This is a genomic window from Mastigocoleus sp. MO_188.B34 (assembly GCF_030065675.1).
Taxonomy (GTDB): domain Bacteria; phylum Cyanobacteriota; class Cyanobacteriia; order Cyanobacteriales; family Nostocaceae; genus Mastigocoleus.
In genome coordinates, this window is sequence record NZ_JASJDK010000063.1 from 1 (window position 1) to 15,649 (window position 15,649).

14 protein-coding genes and 1 tRNA gene are annotated in these 15,649 nt (G+C 37.8%); 7 read left to right on the forward strand and 8 right to left on the reverse strand.

Annotation, left to right across the window (positions count from 1 at the left end; all coding sequences use genetic code 11):
- Positions 1 to 169: 169 nt before the first annotated feature.
- Both QNJ50_RS15745 and QNJ50_RS15750 read left to right on the forward strand, forming a co-directional pair.
- Positions 170 to 727 carry a hypothetical protein gene (locus QNJ50_RS15745; RefSeq protein ID WP_300636834.1) on the forward strand — a complete coding sequence of 186 codons (558 nt, stop codon included), beginning with the start codon at positions 170 to 172 and terminating at the stop codon, positions 725 to 727.
- 659 nt (positions 728 to 1,386) lie between these two features.
- The gene (locus QNJ50_RS15750) at positions 1,387 to 2,988 is read left to right on the forward strand and encodes an Hsp70 family protein (protein WP_300636836.1); all 1,602 of its coding nucleotides are present in this window, start codon (positions 1,387 to 1,389) and stop codon (positions 2,986 to 2,988) included.
- Positions 2,989 to 3,055: 67 nt separating this feature from the next.
- On the opposite strand, the gene QNJ50_RS15755 is transcribed toward QNJ50_RS15750, so the two are convergent.
- The 5 genes from QNJ50_RS15755 to QNJ50_RS15775 all read right to left on the reverse strand — a co-directional run bounded on the left by QNJ50_RS15755 (position 3,056) and on the right by QNJ50_RS15775 (position 5,651).
- On the reverse strand, positions 3,056 to 3,556 hold the full coding sequence (locus QNJ50_RS15755) for a L,D-transpeptidase (protein ID WP_300636838.1): 501 nt from the start codon (positions 3,554 to 3,556) through the stop codon (positions 3,056 to 3,058).
- A gap of 307 nt (positions 3,557 to 3,863) precedes the next feature.
- A tRNA-Ala gene (locus QNJ50_RS15760) sits at positions 3,864 to 3,936 on the reverse strand.
- A 384-nt stretch (positions 3,937 to 4,320) separates the two neighbouring features.
- Positions 4,321 to 4,509 (reverse strand): hypothetical protein, encoded by a 189-nt coding sequence (locus tag QNJ50_RS15765; RefSeq protein ID WP_027845068.1) that lies wholly within the window; start codon positions 4,507 to 4,509, stop codon positions 4,321 to 4,323.
- Between the two features lie 114 nt (positions 4,510 to 4,623).
- Positions 4,624 to 5,397 carry an imidazole glycerol phosphate synthase subunit HisF gene (gene hisF, locus QNJ50_RS15770; protein ID WP_300636841.1) on the reverse strand — a complete coding sequence of 258 codons (774 nt, stop codon included), beginning with the start codon at positions 5,395 to 5,397 and terminating at the stop codon, positions 4,624 to 4,626.
- Positions 5,398 to 5,438: 41 nt separating this feature from the next.
- Positions 5,439 to 5,651 carry a hypothetical protein gene (locus tag QNJ50_RS15775; RefSeq protein ID WP_300636843.1) on the reverse strand — a complete coding sequence of 71 codons (213 nt, stop codon included), beginning with the start codon at positions 5,649 to 5,651 and terminating at the stop codon, positions 5,439 to 5,441.
- A gap of 164 nt (positions 5,652 to 5,815) precedes the next feature.
- Between QNJ50_RS15775 and ruvB the strand changes: the two genes are divergently transcribed.
- From ruvB to QNJ50_RS15795, 4 genes are all read left to right on the forward strand, one after another.
- Positions 5,816 to 6,919 carry a Holliday junction branch migration DNA helicase RuvB gene (ruvB, locus tag QNJ50_RS15780; RefSeq protein WP_300636845.1) on the forward strand — a complete coding sequence of 368 codons (1,104 nt, stop codon included), beginning with the start codon at positions 5,816 to 5,818 and terminating at the stop codon, positions 6,917 to 6,919.
- Positions 6,919 to 7,044 (forward strand): hypothetical protein, encoded by a 126-nt coding sequence (locus tag QNJ50_RS15785; RefSeq protein WP_300636847.1) that lies wholly within the window; start codon positions 6,919 to 6,921, stop codon positions 7,042 to 7,044. The genes ruvB and QNJ50_RS15785 overlap by 1 nt, the downstream gene beginning before the upstream one ends.
- A gap of 116 nt (positions 7,045 to 7,160) precedes the next feature.
- Entirely contained in the window at positions 7,161 to 7,967 is an 807-nt protein-coding gene (locus QNJ50_RS15790; RefSeq protein ID WP_300636849.1) for a tetratricopeptide repeat protein, read from the forward strand.
- A 364-nt stretch (positions 7,968 to 8,331) separates the two neighbouring features.
- Entirely contained in the window at positions 8,332 to 9,606 is a 1,275-nt protein-coding gene (locus QNJ50_RS15795) for a glycosyltransferase (protein ID WP_300636851.1), read from the forward strand.
- Positions 9,607 to 10,507: 901 nt separating this feature from the next.
- Here QNJ50_RS15795 and QNJ50_RS15800 read toward each other — a convergent pair.
- The 3 genes from QNJ50_RS15800 to QNJ50_RS15810 form a co-directional block, all read right to left on the reverse strand.
- Positions 10,508 to 10,852, reverse strand: a complete 345-nt coding sequence (locus QNJ50_RS15800; RefSeq protein ID WP_300636853.1) for a DUF1815 family protein — start codon at positions 10,850 to 10,852, stop codon at positions 10,508 to 10,510.
- A 1,302-nt stretch (positions 10,853 to 12,154) separates the two neighbouring features.
- A complete protein-coding gene (locus QNJ50_RS15805) occupies positions 12,155 to 12,370 on the reverse strand; it encodes a DUF2839 domain-containing protein (protein WP_300636855.1) in 216 nt (71 codons plus the stop codon).
- Positions 12,371 to 12,589: 219 nt separating this feature from the next.
- On the reverse strand, positions 12,590 to 14,245 hold the full coding sequence (locus tag QNJ50_RS15810) for an ATP-dependent DNA helicase (protein WP_300636857.1): 1,656 nt from the start codon (positions 14,243 to 14,245) through the stop codon (positions 12,590 to 12,592).
- Positions 14,246 to 14,519: 274 nt separating this feature from the next.
- Here QNJ50_RS15810 and QNJ50_RS15815 point away from each other — a divergent pair, with 274 nt between their 5' ends.
- Positions 14,520 to 15,491 carry a M48 family metallopeptidase gene (locus tag QNJ50_RS15815; RefSeq protein ID WP_300636859.1) on the forward strand — a complete coding sequence of 324 codons (972 nt, stop codon included), beginning with the start codon at positions 14,520 to 14,522 and terminating at the stop codon, positions 15,489 to 15,491.
- Positions 15,492 to 15,649: the final 158 nt, after the last annotated feature.

Genomic DNA, 15,649 nt, shown 5'->3' on the forward strand with positions numbered 1-15,649 from the left:
GTAGAGACGCGCCAGAGCCTGCGGCGTCGGCGTTAGCCTCTGGCGCGTCTCTACAGGATTTACCTATCCACAAGTCAAATATGATTGCTATATGAGCGTATTTAACAAACTTAAAGCAACATTTCAGGAGTCCAGAAAATTATTACAGAAAACTCTTGGGGAATACATCATGTTTAGCTCACAAGCTAAGCAATTGATTTTAAAGGAGAAAACAGTTTTACTGCTGTGTCAACAAGCCGAATCTAGAGTTGATCAACTAAAAAGCTTACAAACACATCCTGAAGAAGGATTAACTGCAACAATCGAACATCAGAAAGTTTTAGTTCAATTACATTTCACTCCAGAAAAAATAACCCTTAACCAAGATTCCCTTGAAGGCGAAATCCGTTTATTGAAATCTCCTCAGTTTGAAACGGAATCAATAGTTTACCGTTCTCTCATTGCAGGTTGGAAAGTATTTTTGGGAGGTAAAATTCCTAATGGAGCTTTACCAAAAGAAGTTAGGATTGAGAAAGATAAAATTTACTACACTTTTCCCCGAAATCAATTACAAGTTGCAGATGCTCTTTTCCATAGTCTTAAAAATGGTTCTGCGCTGCTAACTAATCTCAAGCAGGGAGATTTAATTGTTGAAACTTCTGAAACTTTGAGTTGGAATGATTTCAAACTTCAGAATCTACTTCAAATTTTAACTACCAAATGGACAGGTGTAGAAACAGAGAAATAGTTTTTATATTCGGCAAACTTAGTTAATAGCCTGAAGATGTTAGCCAAATTAATATATTACTCATTTTTCGATTCATATCCCCAGTCCATTTCAATGGACTTATACTATTAGACTGGGATTTTAATCCCAGGTGTGAAAAGCGTAGTCGATAAAACAGATGCAAGATATAGGTTAAGATTCAGTTTTCTGCAGTGCTATATCTATTTGATTATTTGCTTTTCGTGATGTAGAAATTATCAAAACTGCTGGTACCATCAACAACCAACAGCCCGAAATCGGAATAGCGATCGCACCAATAGTTGAAGTTTATTAGTTGTTGGTGAATTTACTGTTGGTGCTCGACCTAATTTAGATGAAAGGTTAGCTGAAGCACGTCTTCAGTACGCTATTTTGACTCGTCGGTAAATGGGTAATGGGTAATTGGTAACTGGTAACTGTTAACTGGTAACTGGTAACTGATAAATCTCCTTCGTATTTGGATGTTGTAGGGGTTATATATTTCCATCTTCTCAAATAATAATAAATTATTGATAATATATTGCATTTATGGAAAAATCATCAATACCAAAAAAGTATGGTTTGACGATAAAATTAATTCTAAGAACAAAGATATATAATTCAAAAACTTGCTCTCAATACCTCTCAATTATTGATAAAATATGGCAATAGCAATAGATTTTGGTACAAGTAATACAGTTATTGCTCGCTGGAATCCTGTTACCCAGCAGCCAGAGACTTTAAATATACCTAATTTATCAATTAAACAAAGTCTAAATCCGCCTTTAATTCCCAGTTTGGTCTATGTGGAAGATGCAGTCCAAGGAAAGATTTTAGTCGGACAACAAGTGCGCGATCGCGGTCTAGATCTGAGCGGTGAATCAAGATTTTTTCGCAGTTTTAAGCGGGGTATTGGGGCATCTATACCAGGATTTATGCCTGAGTTAGACGGACAAACTATCAATTTTGAACAGGTAGGAAAATGGTTTTTATCTGAAGTGATTTCCCAGTTAAGCGCAACAAATCCTGATGTGGGAGATTCTTTAGTATTGACAGTTCCTGTCGATAGTTTTGAAGCTTACCGTCACTGGTTGGGAGAAGTTTGTCAGGCTTTACCTGTAGAACAAGTACGCATGTTGGATGAACCAACAGCAGCAGCATTAGGCTATGGTTTGACAGAGCAAGACAATCTGTTAGTAATTGATTTTGGTGGTGGAACCCTAGATTTATCTTTGGTACAGTTGGATAAAAGCGTTAAAAACACCACAAAACCTGTGGGTTTTTTGTTGAAGTGGGGAAATAAATCTTTAGCAGAAGACTCCAAACAAAAGGTAAAAACTGCTCGAGTATTAGCAAAGGCTGGGCAAAATTTGGGAGGAACCGATATTGATAATTGGATAGTCGATTATTTTGCCAAAACTCAAGGACTAGCAGTAACTCCCCTCACCACAAGATTAGCTGAAAAGGTAAAAATTAAACTTTCCACCCAATCCCAAGCCAGTGAAGTTTATTTTAATGATGAAACCTTTGAAAGTTACGAATTAGAACTAAATCGCGAAACCCTAGAAAATATTCTCAAAGAAAACTCATTTTTTGAGTTATTAGATGAATCAATGACGTCTCTTTTGCAGCAAGCACGACGTCAGGGAATAGAAGTTACAGATATTGATGCAGTGCTATTAGTTGGTGGAACATCACAATTAACAGCTTTACAGTCATGGGTAAAGCAGTATTTTGAACCAAACAAAGTTAGATGCGAACGTCCTTTTGAAGCGATCGCCCAAGGAGCATTACAACTCGCACAAGGCTTAGAAATTAAAGATTTTCTCTATCACAGTTATGGAATTCGCTATTGGGATAGACGCAATAAACGCCATAATTGGCATCCTATCATTCCTCCCGGACAGCCCTACCCTATGAGTAACCCAGTCGAGTTAGTGTTGGGAGCTTCCATGGAAAATCAACCCAGCATTGAATTAATCATGGGTGAATTGGGTGCAGATGCGGGTGCAACAGAAGTTTATTTTGATGGCGATCGCTTAGTTACCCGTCGTTTAGAAAGTGAGCGAACTAGTGTCACTCCCCTTAATGATAAAGATGGTGCTAGAAGTATTGCAAAACTAACACCACCAGGTTTTCCAGGTAGCGATCGAATTAAAATTTGTTTTCAAGTGGACGAAAAAAGATTTTTGCGCATTACTGTCGAAGACCTATTAACCCACGAAACCCTCTTGGAAAATCAATTAGTAGCACAATTGAGTTGAGATTGGGGGATTGCTATTGAAGATTTGGGATTGGGAATAGGAAAAAATTTATATGACCCATTACCAATTACCGTTTCACAATAACCGGCGTTCCCACTCTCGCCCATTGATATAGCATCCGAGCATGTTTTACAGATAAATTTACACAACCGTGACTACCAGGAACGTTGAAGTTTTTACGCCAAGGAGCGCCATGAATTGCATAACCTTCATGGTAGTACATTGTGTAAGGAACATTGGCAATATCATACCCATCACCACGCATCCGGGTAGAGCGTAATTTGGTCTGAACGCGATATTTACCTGTGGGTGTAGGTGTTGAACGTTTTCCTGTAGAAACAGGCATCATATAAACTATTGTTTTTTCATCCCATGCTCTTAGCACCTGATCTGATAAGTCAATCTCAATTCGCCTTCGAGGAGTAACTGTATTACTTTTTGCTACCGCGTGCGCTTCCGCAGTTGATATTTTGGGAGAAGAATATAACAGTGTTGTCAAACCCAGTATAAGAGCTGCACAAGCTGTTGCCGAATTACTTCCAAAAGCGTGGCAAATTATTTTTTTCATTTTATTTTCTCTTTCTTATTGTCTAAATAGTTATTTCAAATTCTGAAGCCTGTTAATTTTATGACTCTAAAATTAAACAATTTCTGTTTATTGAGTTATTTATGCAAAATTACTGTTGTTACTGAGAGAAAATTACAAGTTTTTTTAAGTCAATTTATGTTTTTATTTCCCAGTCAATCCAGAAATATTTACCAAGCCCTACAGGCTAAAGTAATTTAGCTAATTTGGTTGAGAAAAATTCAATCATCTGTATTAATTATGACTGATATCTCACTCACATTCAATAATTATTCATATGCCAAAAATATGGAGCTAAGCGGATTCGAACCGCTGACCCCCTCAATGCCATTGAGGTGCTCTACCAACTGAGCTATAACCCCGGATAATGCATCTCTAATCTTGTATTAATAAAGAATGTTTTGTCAAGTACATATATCTATAAAATAGAATTTCTAAGCTTACAATCTTTAGAGTTAACAACTTCATCTGTATGATTTAATTTTCAGATGTTGGCATATCAGACGTAAACAAAGTATTACTCGACAAGTTAAATTCGACGATAGAGATACTAACAACTAACAAAAATAGATTTTCACAAAGTCGCAAAATTTGTCAATAAGTAATTTAATATATCTTTAAATATATACAAACAACTTTTTGCTCAAATACAAAGATATTTTTAACTTGTTTACTTGTAGTTTTTTGCAATTGTTATTTTTCAAGACAGAATGACATCTTAACAAAAGATGGATAAAATGTTTCAATTAAGAGTGGAGCAAATAGCTCATACAATTACCCATTAAAAAATACACAACCATCATTGCTGCCGCCGCAAGAGCAACTAGCAAACCAGCCAGCATCAAGGAAAACTCCTTGTTTTCAAAAGCTTTTTCCATTAGATGCAACGACCAGGCTACTAGTGCGACATCAAGAACTAAAATTGGAACCAACATAATCTACTTTAAATTATATTAATTCTTGTAAATTTATATTAACATTCTTTTCGGAAAGTGTGTGCAATTCCATGCAATTCAATTTAGGTTTATTGTGCTGGAAATTAATGAGAATTAATCATTTATCCTGACAGGAACTTTATGTTCCTGTAGGTATGTTTTGATTTCTGCTACACTCAATTGTCCATAGTGTAGTAGTGATGCTAACAACGCAGCTTCAGCTTTACCATCAGTCAACGCTGCATGAATATGTTGACAATTACCCGCACCACCAGAAGCAACAACAGGAATTTGTACAGCATCGGAAATAGCTCTTGTCAATTCCAAGTCATATCCTGCCTGCGTTCCATCAGCATCCATACTAGTTACCAGCAGTTCTCCAGCACCGCGTTTTTCTACTTCTTTTGCCCATTCCAAGGCATCGAGACCAGTATTTTCGCGTCCACCTTTAACATATACATCCCACCCAGGATGTTCCGAATTCGTGCGACGTCTAGCATCTATTGCAACAACTATGCATTGATTGCCAAAACGTTCGCTTGCACGGTCGATTAAGTCTGGGTTTCGTACAGCCGCAGAATTAATACTAACCTTATCTGCCCCAGCTCGTAACAGATTTTTAACATTTTCTAAGGTTTGGATCCCACCGCCTACTGTGAGGGGAATGAAGACCTGTTCTGCTGTCCGGTAAACGACGTCAATAATAGTATCTCGGTTTTCATGAGAGGCTGTAATATCTAGAAACACTAACTCGTCTGCGCCTGCTTCGTTGTAAACTTTTGCTAATTCTACGGGATCTCCTGCATCTTTAAGGTCAACAAAGTTAACTCCTTTGACAACTCGTCCCGCCCGAACATCTAAGCACGGTAAGATTCTTTTGGCTAACATAAGGAATTTTGACTCCTGAGTAATTACCCGGAAAATAAATTTTAATTAAAACTGACGAGCTGATTTGAGGGTGAAAAGAAAAAGATTTGCACCCGTATTTTTACCCAATAAGACAGCATACATGATAAAGCTTCAGAATAAGACCATAACCCCAAAGCTTTTTTCACAGAGCCAGATTGAAATTCTCCAAGCCCCTCTGTCACAAATACTTTGAGGAGAATATAAAATTCTTCACCCTTACTTAATTCAGCCAAATATCTCATTCCCAATGAGAAAAGTTATTTTGATTTTTGTCAATTAATCTTTGTTTTCGGAATTGGGGAAGGAAATGAAGGTAAAATTTTTGCATCGTCGTCACATTTTTTCTGTCTTCAGCACTCTTCAAGTTTTACAAGTAGAAGTCGATAGCCGGTGAATTATGGCAATTATCTCCTCCAAAAAACACCCTCCAGAACCAGGTAAAAAACCCAAATCAAAAAGGGAAAAAGCTAAATCTTCTCCCCCCAATGAAAATCTTTTACAACCACAAGCAGCCAAGGACGAAGAGGGTAAGCCAGAAGAGAGCATTCGCCCCCAACGTTTTGCTGACTATATTGGGCAAAAAGATTTAAAAGATGTATTAGCAATTGCAATTGAAGCAGCCAAGTCCAGAGGTGAAGTATTAGATCACCTACTTTTGTATGGTCCCCCCGGATTGGGAAAAACCACAATGGCAATGATTTTAGCTGCAGAAATGGAGGTGAATTATAAAATTACTAGTGCACCCGCTCTGGAAAGACCCAGGGATATTATGGGGTTATTAGTGAATATCAAACCTGGAGATATTTTATTTATTGATGAAATTCATCGCCTCTCGCGGATGACAGAGGAAATATTATATCCCGCAATGGAAGATTTTCGTTTAGATATTACTGTGGGTAAAGGTGCTAGTGCTCGAACACGCAGTATCCCACTGTCAAAGTTTACTCTAGTTGGGGCTACAACCCGTGTCGGTGCTTTAACTTCTCCATTGCGCGATCGCTTCGGTTTAATTCAAAAGTTACGTTTCTATGAAGTAGATGAACTTAGTCAAATCGTTCTTCGCAGTTCTAAATTACTTAAAACGCCTGTGAGTGATGATGGTGCAGCAGAAATTGCCCGACGAGCGCGAGGAACGCCACGTATCGCAAATAGATTACTCAAACGCGTCCGTGATTATGCTGAAGTAAAAAAGAGTGGTGAAATTACGGAAGAGGTTGCAGGGGAAGCATTACAATTATTTCAAGTTGACCCCTGTGGTTTAGATTGGACAGACCGGCGAATGTTGAGCGTTATTATCGAACAATTTAATGGTGGACCTGTAGGTCTAGAAACTATTGCAGCTGCGACCGGTGAAGATACCCAAACAATTGAGGAAGTTTACGAACCTTATTTGATGCAAATTGGGTATTTACATCGAACTCCGCGCGGAAGAGTTGCAACTGCAGCAGCTTATAAACACTTAGGTTTCAAACCACCTAATGAACAATTATCTTTGTTGTAGTGTCGGCAATTGGGGATTGGCGACTGGCGACTGGGGATTGGCGACTGGGGCTGGCGAGAAAATTACTTAACCATCCTTATACGAAGTTGTCGCCCCATAATCGCCAATCCCTATATGACGTGTAGATACTGACGTGTCTGTGTGTCTTTGCTCGCGCTCCGCTTTTCTAATGCATCACCACACTTGCGCGAACCCCAATTCCCAATCCCTCAATTCTCACAAACTAATAACTGTCAAAGTAATGCTTAAATTAATTGGGATTTTACTAAGTTTATTGTTAATTTTTAATTGGGCTGAACCAGTTTTTGCTCAAACTCAAATATCTCTCATCACAAATGAAGAACTAAAAATCGGAGATGAATTAGCTAAGAAAGCTTTTACTGCAATGAGTAGGGGTGACCTAGAAGGAGCAGAAACTTACTGGACGCAGATTATCGAGAAATTTCCCACCAATCCTGCAGCTTGGAGTAATCGAGGAAATTTGAAAATTAGTCAAAACAAACTCGAAGATGCTGTCACAGATTTCGACCGAGCTATAGAGTTAGCACCCAACATCACCGACTCTTATTTAAATCGAGGAACAGCATTTGAAGGCTTGGGGAGATGGGATGATGCGATCGCTGATTATAATTACGTCCTGAAGCTAGATCCTAATGATGCAATGGCGTATAACAATCGCGGTAATGCTTACGGTGGATTAGGTAAATGGGATTTGGCGATCGCTGACTACCAGAAATCAATGAAAATCGATCCGAAGTTTTCCTTAGCACGGGCTAACTATGCTTTTGCTTTATACGAACTAGGTAAAAAAGAACAAGCAACCCGAGAAATTAAAAATATTGTTCGTAAATATCCCCAGTCTGCCGATATGCGGGCTGCATTAACTGTGGTTCTTTGGGCTGCAGGAAAAAGAGGAGAAGCTGAAAGTAACTGGGTCGCAGCCTACGGAATAGACCGTAGATATAAAGATATTGATTGGGTGAAGAATATTCGACGTTGGCCTCCAAGCATGGTAGCAGGATTAGAAAAATTCTTGAAGATTAAATAAAATAACTTAAATAAAATTAAATTGATTTAATTTCAATTTTTTCTAATAGTAATAATTACTATAGATAATGCACTTATGTTGTTTACTGGACGTAAGTGCATTATCTATATCTATCTTATGGGAGCTTGATAAATTAGTAATCTTACCCCTATAAGATTAAAATAATCTATTTCGATCTCTGGGAAGAAACATGTATCTACCCAAATCCGTCTTTAAAACCCTTTCTGTTTACCAAAGCCTTAGCCTGGAGTAAATAAAAAGTCAAGGGTATTAAAAACAGGATTTGTAATAAATTACCGAATTATTGTTTCGGCGCTTGTATTTGAAATTATCTATTAACCCGTTAGAAAACCGATATTATAAAATGACTCACTTTGGCATTATTTGTCCACCAGCGACCGGACATCTCAATCCAATGATTGCTTTGGGAAATGAACTACACAGACGGGGTCATCGCGTTACAGCGATCGGTCTACTGGATATTAAAGCGATCGTTTTAGCAGCAGGATTGGAATTTTTCCCGATTTTAGAATCTGAGTTTCCCCCTGGTTCAACAACTGAATATTTTCGCAAGTTAGGAAAATTTAATGGTTTAGCAGGATTGCGCTGTACCATTGAGTTACTTCAAGAATTATCTGTCTCATTTTTACATCGCGCACCCCAAGCGATTAAAACTGCTGGGATCGAATTACTGTTGATAGATGAAGCTTTATCTGCAGGAATTACTATTGCGGAACATTTGAATATCCCATTTGTAACTGTATGTTCCAGTTTGCTCCTAAAAGGAGAAGATGTTGTCCCTCCGTATTTCACAACTTGGGATTATAATCTGGCATGGTGGGCATTAATTCGCAATCAAGTTGGTTATGCTTTTTTGCACAATTTGCTCAAACCAATACAAAAAACAATAGCTGATTATCGTTGTGAGTGGAATTTAGAACCATATTCTCACAACTATTCCTCGGAATTAAGATTAGCAACTCTGAGTCAACAACCACCAGAGTTTGAATTTCCCAGACGCCAACTTCCCTCAAATTTTTACTTTACTGGACCATTACATCATCCTAGGACGCGTCAAAATGTTGACTTCCCATTTGAAAAGTTAAGTGGAAAAAGGTTGATTTATGCCTCGTTAGGAACGGTACAAAATCAGATTCAGTATATTTTTTCCTATATTGCTGAAGCTTGCGCCGCGCCAGATGTGCAGTTAGTAATATCTTTGGGTGGTTCTCTTGAACCTGAAGAATTACCAAAATTACCTGGAAATCCAGTAGTTGTAAAATATGCACCTCAACTAGAGTTATTGCAAAAAGCTAGTCTAACAATCACTCATGGAGGGATGAACACAACCTTAGAATCTCTAAGTAATGGAGTCCCTTTGGTTGTAATTCCGATTACTAACAGTCAACCGGGTGTCGCCACACGTATTGCTTGGTCTGGAGCAGGTGAATTTATTCCACTCAATAAATTAACTGTTGCTAATTTAAGGAATACAGTTCAAAGGGTAATGACAGAGGATTTCTACAGGCAAAATGCTGAAAGATTACAAGAAGATATTCAGTACGCTGGTGGTCTAGAAGCTGCTGCAAATATTATTGTTGGGACAACAGCATCCATTAAAAAACTTGTTAGCGCTTGAATGATGTACTTTAAGAAAACTGAACTTTCTACTTAATTTAAAGTCCACTTAATTTAAAGTAACTGAAGACAAAATTTTGTTGTGGCTATTAACTTTATGTAGCGATCAAATGATTATGAAAACATCATTTGAATGTGAAAAGCGAATGAATGTGAAAAGCGAAAGATGAAGAAAATGATGAGATCAAAAAATCAATGCCAAAAAATCTGATTCCAGGATTGGAAATCCTGAAGTCGGCAAAATTTAGCAATAATCCTTTGTGAGAGACTTCCAGTAAATAAAACATTCTATTGTTTTGGGTGCGAACGCGCTTATTAGCGGTAACGCACCACGAACAAAATTAAGGTATGGAATAATTTTCTTATTGATATTTCCTGAAGATTGATTAATCTTATAACACCAAAATCGCAAACCAGAAGTTTTTACTCGCGATCAAAGCTGCAAGGATTATTCAAAGAATCGCTATTGTAAAACTTGATGGGTATACTTTTGGGAGTAATTTGTTTTGAACGAGCAATATAAACACAGGAAAGCTAACTCGAACTAAAACAATCAAAAATCACAAAATTATCTCAATTTCGGCAACAATAGCATTTTTTACTTATGCCAATGAAGTTAAGTAAAATCACTATGACTTCACAAGTGTTTTTGCTGTCTTTGACGAAACAACTAATAACTGAATTTAGGCAATACTTTGAAGTCAAACTGAACAAATAAATTTACAACTAACCCATTCGAAATTAAATTTTATTGATTAGAGGGTTATGGGTAATAGTTAGTCAATAGTTACTTTTGGTAAAAATTAGCTAGCGAAAGAGCCAACGCATACTAGGAACTAACTGGCAAAATTCCCAATGTGCCTTCTAATCACTATCCAAGCATCCACAAACACACTGGAAGATTAAGTGCGCTTAGCAAGAGTTTTGTGGATTTTTGGGGTTCCTACAAAGTTCTTAACGATATTAGCAAGTTCTTGCAGTTGATTAACTGCTTCAGCACCTTCTAATTTCATTAATTCGCGATCATCACGCATTTCAGTCCAAGTAATTCCGTAGTCGGATACCAAAAACCTGATTAAGTGATTCTCACCTAAACTAACCATGAAAGACGCACTATTCATCTGGTCGCCACAGGTGTAGCAGGACGCAGGATATCCGCGTCGCTCCAGAACGATAGCCAGGGCTTGTAAGTTCATTACAAGATCTTGAACGAATTGTCGATGTTGTTGTGCTAGTCTCAGAAACACGTTTGTCCTCCAGACACCACTGTGTTTTTAGTCTGTTTTATATTTTCTTTAGATTTTCTCATGAACTGGTATTGTAAACTATTCATTACAATTTCCAGATAAATATAAAGAACAAAGAAATTTAGTTACTACCTAGATTAAAGTAGTCCATTACTTGTCTTGCTTCCGTATCAAACTATTCACTTTGCGAGTTTAAACTATCAGCCAAAATTTAAAGAATTAATTTTTTCTTTACATCAGTCTGTACGCTCATGTTTTCGTTTAATACATTCCGCTTCAAGAGTAGCTTATATTCGGTGCAAGTCAAGCATGTAAAAAGTACATATATGACTTAAAGTGCCGATTTAATCAAGAACATCTTGCAAATCATAATCCAAACGCATGCTTGCTTCTGTTTAAGAGCAATTCAGATATTGAATTATCAGTTTGGGACGTTATAACTACTCAATTTTCTCTTGAACTTGGCTACGTATCTGTAGTCTTGTTCTACAACAGTTGATACCATTGAGTGCCTCTATTACTCCCATTTTCTATCATTTGATAATTAATGAAAGCTTTGCTAGGGACAGGTTAGACTACGGTTTTCATAGATACACGTTGGCAAAACAGAAAATTTGCTTTTGTTTAACTTACCAACGACGATAGCGAAATACATTGTAAGTGTGTTGCCATTTCGGCAGGATTTCTTTGTAGTTTGTAAAATGTAATTATTGAGACATTTTTTAACTCTTTGTTTGAAATAAAGGTTTATAAGTTTCAGGATAAACCAAAATTTAATACAAGTATATTTAAGTCTAATCCCAATAAAAGCCTATCTGTGCAATCAAAATTCATTAAAATTAACAGAATACGTAACATAAATCACTGTTTTGTTTCAATGTTCATAAAGTTTGCACAACACTTAAGTATTTACCTTTTTATTAGTCATTGAGTACTAACTAATCTTTCATTTGGCTCCATAGACTTAGAATTACTTTGGTGAAGTTTTCCAAAAATATACTTCAAGATTGTAGGAAGAAGAAAGTTGTGATTTTTACATTTTCCGAAACATTTGCTTAGTAAATGTTGTTGTATGTTTTTGCATTGATGGTTCTTGTAAAAGTTATTCCAAATTTTTTGGGAACAATAACTCTCTCATATTCGAAGGGTCAAAAGCAACCAAAAAGTTTACTCTTGACCCTTCATTTTTTTGAATGAATCTTGGAAGTATTTCTAGAATGTCGAATTCACGAGTATTTTCATCGATTAGTTAGTCACAAATTACGAATAATCAAGATTTTATTTCAAAGTGAAACATTGAAACTAATCAGCTAATTGCCACCAACCAAAAGCTGGACCAATAAAACGAATTGTCACCCAGCCAACAACCATCAAGATAATTCCCAACCAAGCACCACGAGTTGTCCATTCGACAAATAGATTAGCTTGAGTTTTCGTAATGGGAACCCAAGGTAAAATTCTCGCCTCTTGTCCGTATTGTTCTCCTAATGCCTCTCGGCGACGCTTTGCTTCACCCATAACTTATTGCTTCCAGTAAAAGGCTTTATGGGGATGATAGCATTTGGGTTGGGGATTGGGGACTGGCGACTGGGGACTGGCGACTAGTGACTAGAAATCATCGATATTTTTTTCTAACTACACCGCAGGTGTATTTATAATTACACCGCAGGTGTATTTCAGCCTCTAGCTGTGTCACCTGCGGTTCCGCTGTAATTCCCAATCGCCAGTCACTAGTCTCTAATCCCCAATCTCCTCTTTTCTGGAAAACAAGTTCGGGTCGAGATAATTGACACGTGCTGAGGGACTAAGTACGGATAAAACATCAGCTCCGTAACTACGGTTGATTACACGGCTATCCAGTAAAGCTACAATGCCTTGATTTTCTCTGACTGGGGCAATAGCTCTTTGTAATTCTTTTAGAGCTGTTGGTAGTAGGTACAGGCGAAACCAATCTAGATGTCTTTTTTTGTAGTAGGTAACTCTACCAGCAACTAAGGGATTTTCTAATGATGGTAAAGGTAAGGTTGCAATAATTAGTAATTCCGGTGCAGGTAAAACACTTTGATGCTCGCGCCAAAACTCCCAACCACTGACTAAAACCCCATTTTCTTCTAAACAGGTTTTTTCTACTTGTACTCGGGAACCAAATTCAGAGGCTAGGATTGTTCCCACTTGCGATTTTAAAGGTACATCTCCCACTAGTATGACCGTTAAGCCCGGTGATGTTGCACTTAAACATAGCAGGGTACGAACTTTATTGATAAATCCTCCTTGAAATTCCGGAGTATTGGGTAAAGGAAACTGTAATGGTACATACAGTTGAATTGCTTCGGTTTGACTATCTGAGGAGAACTTCAAGCAAGTTAAATCGCCCAAACCCATACGCTGACGAAATATTGGAGCTTCCGTTTCTGCTTCTACGGCACTACCAATCAAAACTACTGGCTGCCGTTCCCAAATTTCTGAAAGGATATTAGCAGGTTCCACGGGGGCACTGTGCAAAGAAAATGACCCCTGACGACGAATGATATTTGCCCAAACTAGAGGTGAAACAAATTTTTTGGGTTGTAGATTATTTGCCTGTAAATTATTTGCCTGTAAATTATTTGCCTGTAAATTATTTGCCTGTAAATTATTTGCTTGTAGATTATTTACTTGTAGATTATTGGCTTGCACTTCTTGCTGTTGATAGTGCTGATAAAAGTTTCTCCAAGTATCCGGTAAATTATCTAAATTTAAAACTGAAAATAATCGAATTAAAGTTTCTTCTTCTTTGGGAGAAATCAAGTAACATTCGTGGGGATTAACCGGATGTTGGAATAATTCTCGGGTGAGTTCTATTCTTACCGAACGAATTCTGTCCACTTGCTTGGGACAAGCAAGCATTAATTCTTCCCAATCTTGCGCTGTTAAGCTGACGGTCAACTGTTCGGTTACCCAATCTTCTAGATCGTCGACCCCGTCAATAATTGTGGGAATATTTTTGGGAAATGCTTCTTTGTTAGCTAATTGTGCGGCTAGCCAAGCTTGGGGGGAGGTGACAAATAATCCTTGAAATTCACTATTGGGGAAGTTATCACCCGTCCTAATTGATTTATCAATTTTTAGCCACTCCTGCAGGCGGGGAATTTCTACTCGTAATAGACGTTGTTGTACGCAGGGTGTAGCAACAATAATCACCGGACCTTGCCACATTAATGCCGAAGCGACAAAACTAGTCCGATAACGCCCTTGAAATCCACAAGCCGCACCGACTTGAATTAAGGCGCTTCTGCCTACTCGCAATGCACGTGCTACCAATCTAGCCATCGTCAAATGATGAGGCCAGGAAGGGAAACCCGCTTGCGATCGCAGGAAGTTATGTAGTGATAAGTGAACTTCTGCTTCAATCACGCGCTTTTAATTCCATACAAAGTGACCTTAAGATGCGATTAACCCCTTTCCTATTATGTTGTCAGTGGGAAGACACAGCAGCATTCAGTACTTAATTGTTAAACTACTCAATTGTTAAACTACTCACTCAAAGATTCAAATCAAACACTCAAATCAAAGATCCAACATTTTTCCTGATTTTGTCCTGTTAAACTCACTAAAAATGACTCTAGCAGTAAATTTTATAGACAACTGTCAGATTCTATTCATTGATTTATTCCCAACTTTGTGAACTATGGCAACTTATACAGGAATTTCTAGCACAGCTTTTCGTCACCCCTTAGATTTACAAGCAGAACAAGCCCTAAGAGGTTTACCAGGATTCGACCTCATCGCTAGTAAGTATTTGGAATTTTTTGTCGAAAGACCCCAACTAGTGTATTTGATGGGTAATTCCATTCAAGTCGGACCTCGCCAATATTCCACTATTTACCAGATATTTCGAGAATGCGTGCGGGATTTGGATGTGAATCCAGAACCTACACTGTTTGTTTCCCAAGATCCGACAGCAAATAGTTATGCTCTAGGACAAGAGCACCCTTACATAGTCATTAATGCAGGAACTTTAGATTTACTTAATGAAGCAGAAATTAGGACAGTACTTGCCCATGAACTCGGACACATTAAGTGCGGTCATACTATTTTAATTCAAATGGCGATTTGGGCGATGAATGCTGCATCTGCTATCAGCGAAGTAACCTTCGGTTTGGGTAATTTAATTAGTAATACTTTAATATTTGCTTTCTTTGAGTGGCGGAGAAAAGCTGAGTTATCTGCCGACCGAGCAGCATTGTTGGTTTTGGATGACTTGGATACGGTCATGAAGACAATGATGAAAATTTCCGGTGGTAGCATCAAGTATGCCCATGAGTGTCATTTGAGAGAATTTCAGAAACAGTCGGAAAATTATCAAGCACTCGATGCTGACGGTCTCAACCAAGTATACAAATTTTTAATTTATAACGGCGCACAGGGTATGATGCTCAGTCACCCATTTCCTGTAGAACGTTTGCACTATTTACAGGAGTGGTCAACTTCATCTGAATATCAACAAATTAAGAGTGGAAATTATCAAAAATCTTCTTCTGGGGTAAATGTTGATGCAGAAACTCCCAAAAAGAATCAAGAAGTAGAAGATTTACAGCGACAAATTGAAGAATTGCAACAAAAGATTGAATCTATGAGGAAAAATAACTCGGATCAATAAGTCAAAAGTCAAAAGTCAGAAGTCAGAAGTCAGGAGTCAGAAGTCAGGAGTCAGAAGTTAGGAGTCAGGAATCAAAAATCATGGCGCTGTATTTTGATAATTTGTATGTTTAAGGTAGCTTTGTAAATTTTATGACTTTCCAAATCACCCTTTGGAAA

Bases quoted from the DNA above. Each gene is read 5' to 3' on its own strand.
- QNJ50_RS15815 (WP_300636859.1), top strand. From the start codon at position 14,520: ATGGCAACTTATACAGGAATTTCTAGCACAGCTTTTCGTCACCCCTTA.
- QNJ50_RS15795 (WP_300636851.1), top strand. From the start codon at position 8,332: ATGACTCACTTTGGCATTATTTGTCCACCAGCGACCGGACATCTCAAT.
- ruvB (WP_300636845.1), top strand. From the start codon at position 5,816: ATGGCAATTATCTCCTCCAAAAAACACCCTCCAGAACCAGGTAAAAAA.
- QNJ50_RS15765 (WP_027845068.1), bottom strand. From the start codon at position 4,509: ATGTTGGTTCCAATTTTAGTTCTTGATGTCGCACTAGTAGCCTGGTCG.
- QNJ50_RS15750 (WP_300636836.1), top strand. From the start codon at position 1,387: ATGGCAATAGCAATAGATTTTGGTACAAGTAATACAGTTATTGCTCGC.
- QNJ50_RS15805 (WP_300636855.1), bottom strand. From the start codon at position 12,370: ATGGGTGAAGCAAAGCGTCGCCGAGAGGCATTAGGAGAACAATACGGA.
- QNJ50_RS15790 (WP_300636849.1), top strand. From the start codon at position 7,161: ATGCTTAAATTAATTGGGATTTTACTAAGTTTATTGTTAATTTTTAAT.
- QNJ50_RS15745 (WP_300636834.1), top strand. From the start codon at position 170: ATGTTTAGCTCACAAGCTAAGCAATTGATTTTAAAGGAGAAAACAGTT.
- hisF (WP_300636841.1), bottom strand. From the start codon at position 5,397: ATGTTAGCCAAAAGAATCTTACCGTGCTTAGATGTTCGGGCGGGACGA.
- QNJ50_RS15755 (WP_300636838.1), bottom strand. From the start codon at position 3,556: ATGAAAAAAATAATTTGCCACGCTTTTGGAAGTAATTCGGCAACAGCT.